The organism is Moraxella lacunata (assembly GCF_002027545.1).
Classification (GTDB): Bacteria; Pseudomonadota; Gammaproteobacteria; order Pseudomonadales; family Moraxellaceae; genus Moraxella; species Moraxella lacunata.
Map to the genome: position 1 here is coordinate 1 of NZ_MXAN01000086.1, position 13,327 is coordinate 13,327.

Here is a 13,327-nt window from a genome sequence, read left to right on the forward strand (position 1 = left end):
GTTTGGAAAGAGGTCTAATAGCGGTTGGGCGTTTTTGGTTAATTATAACAGTGACAATGGCTGGAACTGTGTTTTTTCAAAAACGCCAAAAAGAAAACACATTAAAAGAAATCAAAAATCTGCCAAAAATTACCCCTTTTATCGCTATCACTCATCAGGACGTGCGTGTGTACAATAGGTTTGGCAAAGAGCTTGTTGTGATACCGACTGACAATATCGCAACAATGTATGCGTTTGATTTATCAGGCGGTAGCAAATTGCACATTCATTACAAAAGAGCATTTTGGCGGTTTTTTGTTTATACAATTGGCTCCAATGAAATGGGGGCGACTTTTTATTTTGAACATCAAAATGAAAAATACATTCCCGAAAGTCTCAAAAGTTGCGTTTGGATAATTAGTAACATGGTAAAAATGCTCCAACAAGACCCAATCGCCAGCCATTTCCCTTTTGTTAAGAAAAACTACACCAATGGGCGAGCGTAGGACGACTCCTAAACCATTTCCCAAACCCCAAAAAGTATGCTAAACTATATAAGTTTACATTTGTAATATTTATAAAGGAAAAAATTATGAGCCAACCTGTGAGCGTTTGGGAAAGTGTCAAACTTGCCCGCCATGCCGACCGTCCGCTATTTTTGGATTATGTCAAGATGCTGTTTACCGAGTTTGATGAGTTGCATGGCGACCGTGCCTTTGCAGACGACCGTGCGATTTTGGGCGGTCTTGCTCGTTTTGACGGCAAGCCTGTCATGGTCATCGGTCAGCACCGTGGGCGTTCTACTCGTGAGCGGATTACCCACAATTTTGGCATGGCAAGCCCCGAAGGCTATCGCAAGGTCATTCGCCTTGTGCAAATGGCGGAGCGTTTTGGTTTGCCTGTTTTGACGTTCATTGATACCCCAGGGGCGTACCCCGGTGTGGGGGCAGAAGAGCGTGGGCAAGCAGAAGCCATTGCCAAAGCGATTGCGGTATTTAGCAGTCTCAACACCCCAATCATCGCTACCGTCATCGGTGAGGGTGGTTCGGGCGGGGCGTTGGCAATCGGTGTGGCGGATAAGGTCAATATGCTCCAAAACAGCATTTATTCGGTCATTTCCCCCGAAGGCTGTGCATCTATTCTATGGAAAACCGCCGAAAAAGCCCCTGATGCGTCCGAAGCCTTGAAACTGTCAGCAAATAATTTGCACCAGTTGGGGCTGATTGACGAAGTCGTGGACGAAGGGGCTGGCGGACACATTGAGCCTGATGTGGTGATGACAAATTTAAAAAATTTGTTAAATCATCAGCTTAACGAGCTTGAAATGCTGGGCAAAAATGAGCTGTTGTCTGGGCGGTATGAGCGTTTGATGAAATTTAATTCTAAAATTTCGCTGTGATTGTGATGTCCGCAAAACCGCCAAAAAGGGCGGTTTATTATTGTCCTACCCACAACACGGGCAAAATTTGCTATAATACCACGTTTTATCCAGACCGACCGCCATGACCGCATACGCCCCCACCGATGAGCAATTATCCGCCCTAAATATGGCGATGACAGGCGATTCCTTTAAAATCGTGGCGTATGCAGGGGCAGGCAAGACCACGACGCTCAAACTCATCAGTGAGAATTTGCGTGGGCGTGGGCTGTATTTGGCATTTAACAAATCCATCGCCAGCGAAGCCCAAGGCAAATTTCCCCCCAATGTCAAATGCCAAACCTTTCACTCGCTCGCCTATCGCCATGTGCCACGGGGTATTACCGCCAAAGTGAGCCTGCCACGGCTGACCCCTGCTAGGCTGGCAACGGAGCTTGGCTTGACCGCCATCGAAGTAGAGCGAAGTTTTGACGGGGTCAAAAAATCCGTGGTGCTGACCCCTGCCAAACTTGCTAATATCATCAGCGAAGCCATCATCACGTTTTGTAAGACGTCATCTGCCTATCCTGCCCCACGCCACATCACGCCCCCATCTTGGCTGTCGGATGCTGACAAGGTGCGATTGCAAGAGCTACTCTATCCTGCCTTTGAATATCGCTGGCTGTCGTCCATCGACCCACGCCACAGTGCAGGGATAGGGCATGATGTCTATCTAAAACTGTGGACACTCTCAAGTCCCATCATTCCTGCCGACTTCATCCTGTTTGATGAAGCCCAAGATGCCGACCCACTCATGATGGGGGCGTTATTACAACAAAATAAGCAGACCATCTATGTCGGGGATGCTCATCAGCAGATTTATGAATGGCGGGGGGCGACCAATGCGATGAAACGCTTGCCCTATCCTGCCACCTTGCTCACGCAGTCGTTTCGCTTTGGCGATGAGATTGCCAAAGTTGCCAATATTTTTTTAAAGGCATTACAAGAAGAGATTCCCCTAAAAGGCAACCCTGCCAAACATTCGATGACCGCACGCCTGTTGGCAAATGGACAAAAAGATGCCATCCTGTGTCGCACCAATGCCAACGCCATGGCACGTCTGTTGGCAGGGCAAAAGATGGGGCATAAAGTCGCCTTGCAAGCTGACAGTGCAAGGATGCTACGATTTTGCCAAGGGGCGGACAGCTTAAAACATGGCAAATCCGCCTATGGCACGCCCGAGCTTGCTTTTTTTAGTCATTGGGGCGAAGTCCAAGAATTTAGCGAGACAGGCGAAGGCAGTGACCTAAAAACATGGGTGCGACTCATCGAAGAGCATGGCACCAAGACCATCACATCCGCCATCAATAACCTAACCACGCACTCGCACGCTGACTATGTTGTCTCTACCGCCCACAAATCCAAAGGGCTAGAATGGGGTCGGGTGCAGATAGATGATGATTTTTTGTACGATGTCAATCGCCAAACGGTCAAAATCAGCCCCGAAGAGCTACGCCTGCTCTATGTCGCCTGCACTCGGGGCAGGGATGTGCTGGACGTGGACGGCATTAAGGAGCTGTTGGCAGGACTGGTAAGCGGTAAGAAATTGGTGTATGGGTAGGGTAATGGGTGTGGCGAGTAAAATTGGAGGATAACTTGGGGTAATTTGTTGCACCCATTTTAAAAAAAGGGCGTGTATGCCACGCCCCACAGTCTTTTTTGGTGTGTATTTGATAAATGAGATGTTATTTACCAGACTTACCAAACTTTTTGCCAAATGTCTTATTGGTAAAATCAACCGCTTTATTTAGATAAGGACGAGCCTGCTCAAAATACGGCTTGGCTTGTTTGACATAATCAGCATAAGGTTCAGGCAAGCTCGCCCCTTGTTTGGCAACACCTGCAAACCACAGCACGAGCTTATAGTCACCCGAGATAACCACATCACCATCTTGGACGGCACTCATAAAACTTGCGATGTCGCCTTTGGTGAGTAGTCGCACGCCCGTCATGGAGTCTTTAAAATCAATGGTCAAATCGGCATGTCTGGCAGTCCCCAATGCCTGCCCAAAATGCCCATCAACAAAGCGGTAGTAGCGTGCCACGTCATCGCCACTTTTAAATTGAATGGCAAGTTCTTTGTCTTTGACTAGGTTGTGATAAGTTTCGTTATCGCCCTTGGATAGGGATGACAGTCGCAGTCCCAAGCCATATAGCAGGGCGTCCAAAGGGTCGGTTTTTACGTCAATGATGGGTAAAGTTGGCATGATGTTCTCAAAATGGCAAAAAATAATACTCTAACGCAAATCCGAGCGTTTATAAAGTGTTTTTTGGTAACTTGGATTTATACCCAAGAAACTTTAAAATTACCACAAATACAATGATGTGTGGACGTAGGGGCGTGCTGAGTACGCCTTGTATAGTAATATCATCAAAGGGTGTGCTCAGCACACCCCTACAAGCCCGTGGTAAATATCAAGTTGGTTGGGTGTATCAGTGCTTATCAAAGCGATGACCCATGGCATACAGCACGCCTTCTAGTCCTGTGATATTGACCGAAGTGTCAGCTTTAACACGTACGATGGGCTTGGCTTTATAAGCAACACCAATGTCACTAATCGCCATCATCGGCAAATCGTTTGCCCCATCGCCCACGCACACCACTTCTTCCATGTCTATCGCCATCTTGTCAGCGACATGAGCGACGATGCGGGCTTTGGCTTTGCCATCAATGATGCCACGCTCGACCCCACCTGTCAGCTTACCGCCTGTTGCCAGTAGGGGGTTGGCATGATATTCATCCATGCCCAACGTCTCGGCAACGTATTTGGCAAATGGGGTAAAGCCTCCCGATATCAGCACCGTGCGACAGCCTTTGCTTTTTAGAGCTTTGATGGTGGCAAATGCTCCCTCTGAGAAGCTGATGTGGTCTTTGATAATCTCATCAACCACCGAGACATCCACTCCCTCTAAGAGTGCCACACGTTTGGCAAAACTTTCATTAAAATCTATCTCACCACGCATGGCAGATTCGGTAATCTCTGCAACCTTGTCCGCCACGCCAGCAATGCGTGCCAACTCAACGATAACCTCTTGATGAATGAGCGTTGAATCCATGTCAAAGCAGACAAGTTTATGACGACGGAGCGTTTGGGCGATAGAAAGGATGTGAACGTCAATATAGCCTTTTTTAAACTGAGTCAACTGCTCGGGCGTGAGTTCGGATATTTGTCCTGTCTCATCAACTTGAAATTGATAATTAGGCTTGGGTTTTAACACCTTTCTTAGATAAGCCGTCAGCTGTTCGTCAATGATATGGGCGACCGCCTCACGCTTGTCGGCACTCATCTCTTTGTGGTCAGTTGGGATGAGCAGATAGCGATACACTGCCACGTCCGAGAGATGCTCATGTGTGCCTATCAGGTGTGCGTTGGCGACTGCCGTCTCATCATCAAAAACCGCCACCGCTTGCCAACCCCTTTGCTCACTGCTCCATGCTTGCATCACCTCATCCATCTGCCGACCGCTGTCCGTCAGCTCATCAATTGCTGTCTTTGCCACGACCAAGATGATGGCAAACACAGGCAACTGTTTTAGAGCCTGAATACTGCCTGTTGTACCCTCAGGCAAAAGATGTGCCACACGGTCAATGGCATTTTGCCATGCCTTAGAATCTTTGGGAAGTGCATAAGTATTCATCGTTAGTACTCGTTATTGTTGATGTTGCGTTTTATTGTAACATTTTTAGCTAGGCAATGAAAAGTTAAAAATGGCATGAGTGTTAATTACTCAGATTTTATAACAATTTGGTCAATATTATGTAAAATTTTATCCAAATCATGCCGGCATGAGTTTAAGTGCTTAAAATTTCACAAAAAAAATGATAAAATCTACACCCTATTTGTCCACATGCCCAATGAACGATTCATCATGACCTATCCTGCCCCCCGTCACGGCTTATTTGCTGTTTTTATTTTGGTAAGTTTAACCCTAAATTTGCTGTTTTTTGTCATCAGTAACGAGCGACAGCAAAAAGAGCGTTATGAGCGTAGCATACAGGCGGAAGCGGTGGCGATTGCCGAAGAGTTGTCTGCACCGCTTAGCATTAACGACCGCATTAGCATGAGCGTGGTGGCAAATCGCTACATTCGGGGCGATGACGTGGCATTTGTGGGGGTGTATGATGTGAATGACAATCTGCTCGTGCCTGTGGGTAAAGAGACACAGGGGCATGCGGTCAAAGAAGTGGTGACAGGCAGTCAAAGCGTACTGGGCTATGTGACGGTACAGACGCATGAGATTAATCGAGCCAAGATTATCTCTGATAACTGGATGTATCTGGTGGGGGTGGCGTTTTTACATGCACTGCTATTGCTCATTTATGGCTATGTGGCACGCCCGACCGACGCCATTCGCATTGAGATTTCCCATGACGTGCGTAACCGCCTGCTTGCCAAGGGACTGCTGTATGATGTCAATCAAAAGAACCACGCCCACAGCAGTGGCGACCCCATCGGCACTCAAACAGGCTCATCTGGCACACCTCACGCCAAGCATGACACGCCCCCTGCCCAATCTGAGCCGTCACATCAAACGCAAAGCGAGCATACTTATGTCATCCAAGCCCGCTTTGACGACCCCAATGACCTGCTTGCCACGGTGGGCAATCAGACCAAAAACGTCTATTTTTCACTGTGTCATCAGCTACTGAGTAAGGCGACCACAGAACTGCTTGCCTTGCCAGTGTTTCATGGGGTCAGCGTAGAGAGTATTTCGCCCTTTGATGACCAAGGCTGTCGTATCGTGCTGTCAGGTAAGGATAAATATAGCAAATCCGCCCTAGCATCCATCCTGCTGGCACGGCTGGCACTCATGCTTAATCAAACCATCTATGACAAGCACCGTGAACTCAAACGCTTTGCCCTGCCCATGCGTACTTATGTTAGCGACATCGCCCGTCAAGATGAAGTGGTGGGCGTGGGGATAAAACACCGTAAAACGCCATTGGTACTACTGCCAAACCGTGTCGTCACGGGTCTGTCGCCCCATGGTAATTTTCTAAAACTTGCCGATCCGATTAGTGTTGCCGAGCGTGAATGCCGTCATCTAAGACATGTGAGTATCTCTCATGCCGAGACATTGGAGCGAGTGCGAGACAAAGTATTGCTGTCTGGCTAATGGATAAAAATGGGGGATGGTAGGGCGTGTTGAATCTTTGTATTTGCAATGAAAAATGCCTGTTTAAAAAAGCAGGGAAATCGCACGTTTTTCAAGGAAAAAGTGAAGTTTGATAGTCATTCTATCAAACGAGCTTTTGACGATGAAAAACAAGATTTAGCCATTTTTCATGCAAAAACGATTAGTTTTTTCTAAAATATTTCTATATTGTAAATAGTGCTATAAAGGTTCAGCACGCCCTAATATTTTTAAAAATTACTTGACAAAAGATGATTTTACCTTTATAAGGATTTTGAAATTGGGTCAGTTTGTTTTTGCTAAATTAGTTTAAAAATAAAAACAAATTTACTCATCTTGCCCATTATTTATTTACCCCAACCCATTTATCCAAAAGGAGTTATCATGAGCGGTCTTGATGATGATTTTGATGATGATAATTTTGAAGAAGATGCCGATGCCCAACTGGCAGACGACACCAAAGCCAAGCCCTTAGAAAAACGCCTTAAAATCGACGCCATGCTCGAAGAGCAACGCCTAAATAAACTCATGCGTGCCTTAGAAGATGACGATGATTTTGCCGAATTTGATGATTTTGATGCCTAAACTTACCTTAGGCTAAGTTGTTGTTGTCATCTGTCTGTCATCTAATCATGTTACTTTTAGCCATGCTATTTTAATCCAAACCCCAAGAGTACACCCATGACCCGTGATGAATTAATAACGCTACTATACAGCGAAGAGACGAACCCTTATGGCTTTGACCCTGTTGCCACGCATGGGTTTTTGACCGCCAGTATTGTCGGCAAGCCGTTGCCAAATTGGCTGTCTGTCTATTTTGATGGGCATGAAAATGACGTGAGTGTTGATGTCAAAACCGCCCTGACGGCATGGCGAGATGAGATTTATCAAACCCTAAAAGACGAAGAGCCTGTTGAGCTACCCTTTGATGCCGATGACGACGAAGAAGACTTTGGCGAAGACTCAGATGTGGTGGCGTGGTGTATCGGCTTTATTGAGGCGATGTATGGCGACGAGTCTGTGGACTGGTTTGATGATGCCGACACCGAAGAAGATGTGGCGGAGCTGACCTTGCCGATGGTCATCTTATCAGGCATGGATGAAGAGAGTGAAGAACTTGGCATGATGAGAGGCGACATTGACATGATGGTACAGCTTGCCAACAGCCTAGAAGGCAATGTCACTGAGCTGTTTTTGTTGTTCCATACCAATGACTGATGGTTAGGGCGTGCCTGCCCTTTATAACACTATTTACAATAAATCTCTTTCCAAACNNTTGAGGTTTTTAAAAATCCACAAAAATCGGGGTTTGGAAAGAAGTCTAATATAGAAATATTTTAGAAAAAACTAATCGTTTTTGCATGAAAAATGGCTATCCGACCACTTAATCGGGTAAATTTTCAAGATTTTAACTCAATTTTTTAAATTAAGTGGTCGGATTGTTTTTCATCGTCAAAAGCTCGTTTGATAGAACGACTATCAAACTTCACTTTTTCCTTGAAAAACGTGCGATTTCCCTGCTTTTTTAAACAGGCATTTTTCATTGCAAATACAAAAGGCAGGCACGCCCTAGCCATACCAATTTTTATCATTTTTGATAATTTTTATAAAAATTAGTCATAATTATGCCAAACTTTGTGACAAAATGATTAAAAATACGTTATAATGGAAGTGTAAAACCATTTTGCACTTCTTTTTTGTTAACAATAGGTAATCCCCAATGTTAAAACACATTCTTTTAGCGACCAGCGTACTGGCGTTGTCTGCCACAGCGTCTGCCAACTTAACTTTTAAAGCAGGTCTAGGTTATCTTGATCCAACCGCGGAAAAAGACATTGCCACAGGTCTTCCAAATGCTAAAGTAAGTAGCGAAATGGCAGTATTGCCTTCTTTTGACTATCGCTTTGCCAACAGCCCATTTTCAGCAGAGTTGCTATTAGCCAGCCCATTTGAGCACACTGTCAGCGTTGGTGCCAATGATGCCAACAGAAGTGATGTGGATGCCAACAGAAGTGATGTGGCTAAATTCAAGCACTTGCCACCAACTTTAACCTTTAAATACAATACTCCAGAAGTTAATGGCTTTGGTGCTAACATTGGTCTTGGTGCCACTGTACTTGTTCCTTATGAAGAAGAACTTCTTGGTAGCAATGCTAAACTAGAAGCAGACACTGTGGTCGCCCCTGCCGCTCAAATCGGTGTGACCTACTCTAAGCCATCATCACCATGGGGTCTGTTTGCTGACGTACGTTATGTAGACCTAAAAACTGATTTGGAAGTTGATGGTGCCAAAATCGGTGAGCTAGAAGTAAACCCTGTGGTCTATGCCCTAGGTGTTAGCCATAAATTCTAATCTGTATATCAGTTAGACATCAAATCCCTGACCGTTGGTTGGGGATTTTTGTTTATAAAAATCTTTACAAGTGTTTTTAAATGAGTTATGCTAGGTCATCAGTCTTAGGATTGATAATTTTAGGATTGATGATTTTTTTTGTTTTCATTTGTAAGGACACACCATGCACGACCACATTCACGGCTATGAAGCCAGCCCCCACGCCTATCCTTTTCCACTCATCATCAAACAGCTGTTAAACCGAGCCAAAACCGTCTCGCTTGACCAAGAGATTTTTTATGCTGACAAAGCCCGATTTACTTATCGGGAGTTTTTGGGGCGGATACAGCGTTTTGCCAATGTTTTGACCGATTTGGGGCTAAAACGAGGCGATGTCGTGGCGGTCATGGACTGGGACAGTCATCGCTACCTAGAAGCGTATTTTGCCATTCCCATGCTTGGGCTAATTTTGCAAACGGTCAATATCCGCCTATCGCCAGAAAAAATCCTATACACCCTAAACCACGCCAAACCCAAGGCGTTACTGTTAAATTCTGAATTTATGCCGATGATTGGTAATCATGTCCATGACGTGCCAAGCGTTGAGAAAATCATTTGGCTTGACGACCACGCCACGCCTGCCCCTGATTTTGTGGTAGGTGAATACGAAGAGCTACTAAGCCGTGCTGATGACACATTTGAATTTGAAGATTTTGATGAGAACACCATTGCCACGACTTTTTATACGTCTGGCACGACAGGCGACCCCAAGGGCGTATTTTTTAGCCACCGCCAAATCGTCCTGCACGCCATGGCGGTGACAATGGGGGCAAGCCTAAACCCCGATGAAGTCGGACTGAGATACTCGGACGTGTATATGCCGATTACGCCGATGTTTCATGTCAATGGCTGGGGCATTCCCTATGTGGCGACCATGATTGGGTTAAAACAAATCTATCCGAGCCGTTATGTACCAAGCCTGTTGGTGGATTTGGCAATCAAACACAAGGTTAGCTTTACCCACTGCGTGCCGACCATTTTGCAAATGATGTTAAAAGAAGCAAGCGAGCGTGATATTGCCTTTGACGGCTTAAAGATGATTATCGGTGGCTCCCGTCTGACCGAAGGGCTTGCCAAATCCGCCCTAGTCCATGGCATACAGGTTTATACCGCCTATGGCATGAGTGAGACTTGCCCTGTGATTACGGTGGCAACTTTTGACAAAAAAGAGCCTTTAACGCCTGAGAACTCACTTGCCACTCGGGTGAGTACGGGCGTGCCTGTGCCACTGGTGGATTTGCAAATCTGGAATGAACACGGGCAAATCCTACCCCAAGACGGCAAAACGGCAGGCGAGGTGGTGGTGCGTACACCATGGCTGACCCAGAGTTATTTTAAAAACCAAGACGCAGGCGATGAGCTGTGGACGGGTGGCTATCTGCACACCCAAGACATTGCCCACATGGACGATAAAGGCGTGGTGCGAGTTACCGACCGCCTAAAAGATGTCATCAAATCAGGGGGCGAGTGGGTGTCGTCATTGGAGATTGAGACGATTTTGTCGTTGCACCCGTCTGTGGCAGACATTGCCGTCATCGGTGTGCCTGATGACAAATGGGGCGAGCGACCTTTGGCACTGGTGGTCAAAAAGCCAAATCATGACGACATTACGCCTGATGATATTTTGGCATTGGCACACCAAGCCTATGAACGTGAGATTATCCCCAAATACGGCATACCCAACGAGCTACGTTTTGTCGCCGACATTCCCAAAACCAGCGTGGGCAAGCACGACAAAAAGGTAATTCGTATGCTTGTGGCGGATGGTGAGTTGTAATTGACTGCCATAGGTTTATCGGGCTGACTTTGCACCCTAAAATTGGCGTTATCAAAGGACGTGCTCAGCACGTCCCTACGTCTACATGACATAAATTTGTGGTAATTTTAAAATTCTTTGACTGTATAACAAACGCAGGGCAGGCGGTTAAGACAACTGGCGATATCTGACCTGCTCTGCCCATAGCTTACGGCTGTTTAGGGGTTTGTAGTCAAGCAGGTAGTCTATCATCGCTCGATGTACTTGTCCGAGTAGTGCCAAGGCAGTGGGGCTTGGCTGATGATGGTCTGACTCACTGACCGCCCTAATCACCGCCCCTGATGTGCCAGTGCCATCGGTGCTGACAAAGCCCCGTGTGGGGATAAAGTCATAATATGCCTGCACGTCAATCGCCCGTCCTGTCTCATCTGCACCCCAGTCAATGCCCACGCCTAGCTCATCAAACAACGCTCTCTCAAACTGCCGTAGTGTTTGTTTCATCTTGTTCATGTTGCTCATCTCATGAGCGGTGCTGTTGTCTGCTTTGTCATCGCCCATGTCATGATGGCTGATGGTTTGGAGCCGTGTCACGCTGTCATGATAGTGTTGCCATAGGGCAGGGCAGGGGTTTTCGGGGGCGATGAGTCGGCAGATGAGTTCATTAAGATAGAGCAGGGCGTACTGATTTTGCCCCAAAGGACGTGGGGGTGATGTGGTTGTGATGTGAATTTGGGTGAAGTTTTTTAGGGCGTTTTGCCCACTGGCAAACAGCTCAATGACCGCAAAGGACGGCATACCACGCACGCCCACGCCATGCACCACGCCATGTTCGGCACTAAAAAACTGATAAATCGCCCGCTTTTCTTGGTAGGCTCGGGCGTGTAGCAGATAGCCGGTCAGTGGCTCGTTTTTCATGATGGGTCGCTGGGTGTATAAAATAACAGTTTGGTGCTAGTGATAACTAAGGGTTTATTTTGGTGGATTATAAAAACCGCCTAAACAATACAGGACTTTCTTTTAATAATGTCTGCGTGTCTTTGATGGCGATAAAATCGCTACTGCTCATCTGTTTTTGGTAGTCGGTGGTAGGCAGTATGAGCAGTACTTTGCCTGATGTGTGATTATCGGTGGTAAGCCACAGTCTTTCAAATTGCTTGCGTGTAAGCGTGCGGTTGCCCCAACTGCTGTCTGATAAATAAACATTTTGCTTGTCAATGGCTCGTACCACACTAAAATGGTCGCTTCGTTTGTGATTGACGTAGACGATGGCAGGAATTTTTATTTTGGCAAGCGTGTCATAATCCATCGTCATACCACGAGCGGTGTAGCCGTATTTTTCACTCACGCTTGCCAAGTCTGCAAACGATGCCATCACATCATCTAATGCCATATCATCTAGGATTTGCTGTTCTGTTTTGGGGTGTTGATAAAAGTAAGTCAAGATGGTGGATAGCGATGACGCACCACATGAGTAGTCCACATCTTGTTTGGTGATTTTGCTGTCTCTACTGTCTTTCCAAGTAGTATGCGTACCCAGCATGATGGGTTTTGGTGCGATAGGAATGACAAGGCTTTGCCCATTGGCATAAACCGATGAGCTAATAAAAGCAAGTGTGATGATGGCAACTTTGACAGATTTCATTTACAGATTTTACGGTGCAGATACAGTAGGCTCTGCTGATTTGATTTGGCGGTATTTTTGGGATAAAGGCGGTGGCAACTCTCCTAGCTTGGTTGTCAGCCCCACCGATAGCGTACTGCCACCATCGCCAGAAATAGGCATACGAGCATTGGCAGTTAGATTACTTCTAGCGGTCATGGCATAGGCAAATCCTAGATTGAGCGTGGTTTGGGTGTTGTTATTTTCGAATTTACCCAGCTCATTTTTGTCCGCCCATTTATGGCGTACGCCCACCCCACCTGTCAGCGTGATGTCAGGATTAACCGCAAAACCAACTGAGCCGTTTAATGTCGCTGTATCGCCCAAATCCATACGATGACCTGCATTGGTCTCACGTCTTGCTTGATACTGATAAGTTCCTGTCAAACTTAGCACGATGGGATCATTGACGGTATAAGTGGTAAAGCCGATAAGGGCGGAGCTGGCGTTTTTGCGTTTTAGCCCTTGGGTGTTGTCATAAATAGACAGCTCGCCAAACACAAGGCTATCAGGGAATTTTTTATGATTTTTGGTGAGCTGATATTGGGTGCTAATACTGATGTCGTTTAGATGAGTGTCGCTTGACTTTGACAATTCCGCACCATTTTGGTGGCGTGCATTACGATAGATGGCGTTGGTTTTTACGCCCATTTCCAACTTATCGCTCACGCCATAACGCAAGCCCAGCCCTGCAATCAGGCTGTCAGTATTGGTATTACTCTCGCCGATGGATGGCATATACAGCGTGCGACCCTGCCCCAAATCCACCATCTCAAAACCCTGTGTGGCGACAGATGAACGATGATGATTATAATAGCTCAAATCCGTATCAAGCTTAAAGCGGTTTTTATCCGCCAACAAATCATCAACGGTTAGGGGTAAGTCGGCGTGGGCGGTGAGTGCAAAAAAGGGCAAACCTACCAATAAATATTTAAAATTCATAAAGACAATCCTATGATCGGTTTTTGTAAATCAGCAAAAAAAGTA

13 protein-coding genes are annotated in these 13,327 nt (G+C 46.3%); 8 read left to right on the forward strand and 5 right to left on the reverse strand.

Annotated features, from left to right (window positions below):
• The first annotated feature begins 68 nt into the window (after positions 1-68).
• The 3 genes from B5J94_RS11520 to B5J94_RS11530 all read left to right on the forward strand — a co-directional run bounded on the left by B5J94_RS11520 (position 69) and on the right by B5J94_RS11530 (position 2,957).
• Complete coding sequence (locus B5J94_RS11520) at positions 69-485, forward strand: hypothetical protein (RefSeq protein ID WP_143821988.1); 417 nt, start codon at positions 69-71, stop codon at positions 483-485.
• 86 nt (positions 486-571) lie between these two features.
• A complete protein-coding gene (locus tag B5J94_RS11525; RefSeq protein WP_062500570.1) occupies positions 572-1,378 on the forward strand; it encodes an acetyl-CoA carboxylase carboxyltransferase subunit alpha in 807 nt (268 codons plus the stop codon).
• A 103-nt stretch (positions 1,379-1,481) separates the two neighbouring features.
• Positions 1,482-2,957, forward strand: coding sequence for a UvrD-helicase domain-containing protein (locus B5J94_RS11530; protein ID WP_062500572.1), 1,476 nt, complete (start codon positions 1,482-1,484; stop codon positions 2,955-2,957).
• Between the two features lie 124 nt (positions 2,958-3,081).
• On the opposite strand, the gene B5J94_RS11535 is transcribed toward B5J94_RS11530, so the two are convergent.
• Complete coding sequence (locus B5J94_RS11535; protein ID WP_062500574.1) at positions 3,082-3,603, reverse strand: hypothetical protein; 522 nt, start codon at positions 3,601-3,603, stop codon at positions 3,082-3,084.
• 226 nt (positions 3,604-3,829) lie between these two features.
• On the reverse strand, positions 3,830-5,035 hold the full coding sequence (gene serB / locus B5J94_RS11540; RefSeq protein WP_062500576.1) for a phosphoserine phosphatase SerB: 1,206 nt from the start codon (positions 5,033-5,035) through the stop codon (positions 3,830-3,832).
• 231 nt (positions 5,036-5,266) lie between these two features.
• Here serB and B5J94_RS11545 point away from each other — a divergent pair, with 231 nt between their 5' ends.
• The 5 genes from B5J94_RS11545 (at position 5,267) to B5J94_RS11565 (ending at position 10,701) form a co-directional block, all read left to right on the forward strand.
• Positions 5,267-6,514 (forward strand): hypothetical protein, encoded by a 1,248-nt coding sequence (locus B5J94_RS11545; protein ID WP_143821989.1) that lies wholly within the window; start codon positions 5,267-5,269, stop codon positions 6,512-6,514.
• Between the two features lie 402 nt (positions 6,515-6,916).
• The gene (locus tag B5J94_RS11550; protein WP_062501708.1) at positions 6,917-7,117 is read left to right on the forward strand and encodes a PA3496 family putative envelope integrity protein; all 201 of its coding nucleotides are present in this window, start codon (positions 6,917-6,919) and stop codon (positions 7,115-7,117) included.
• Positions 7,118-7,213: 96 nt separating this feature from the next.
• Positions 7,214-7,750 carry a YecA/YgfB family protein gene (locus tag B5J94_RS11555; RefSeq protein WP_062501706.1) on the forward strand — a complete coding sequence of 179 codons (537 nt, stop codon included), beginning with the start codon at positions 7,214-7,216 and terminating at the stop codon, positions 7,748-7,750.
• Positions 7,751-8,252: 502 nt separating this feature from the next.
• Positions 8,253-8,885 carry an OmpW/AlkL family protein gene (locus B5J94_RS11560; RefSeq protein WP_062498578.1) on the forward strand — a complete coding sequence of 211 codons (633 nt, stop codon included), beginning with the start codon at positions 8,253-8,255 and terminating at the stop codon, positions 8,883-8,885.
• 163 nt (positions 8,886-9,048) lie between these two features.
• Positions 9,049-10,701 carry a fatty acid--CoA ligase gene (locus B5J94_RS11565; RefSeq protein WP_062498579.1) on the forward strand — a complete coding sequence of 551 codons (1,653 nt, stop codon included), beginning with the start codon at positions 9,049-9,051 and terminating at the stop codon, positions 10,699-10,701.
• 147 nt (positions 10,702-10,848) lie between these two features.
• Here the strand turns inward: B5J94_RS11565 and recO are convergent, their stop codons facing one another.
• The 3 genes from recO to B5J94_RS11580 form a co-directional block, all read right to left on the reverse strand.
• Positions 10,849-11,595, reverse strand: a complete 747-nt coding sequence (gene recO, locus B5J94_RS11570) for a DNA repair protein RecO (RefSeq protein WP_062498580.1) — start codon at positions 11,593-11,595, stop codon at positions 10,849-10,851.
• Between the two features lie 67 nt (positions 11,596-11,662).
• Entirely contained in the window at positions 11,663-12,322 is a 660-nt protein-coding gene (locus B5J94_RS11575; protein WP_062498581.1) for a C39 family peptidase, read from the reverse strand.
• Positions 12,323-12,331: 9 nt separating this feature from the next.
• Entirely contained in the window at positions 12,332-13,282 is a 951-nt protein-coding gene (locus B5J94_RS11580) for a hypothetical protein (RefSeq protein WP_062498582.1), read from the reverse strand.
• Positions 13,283-13,327: the final 45 nt, after the last annotated feature.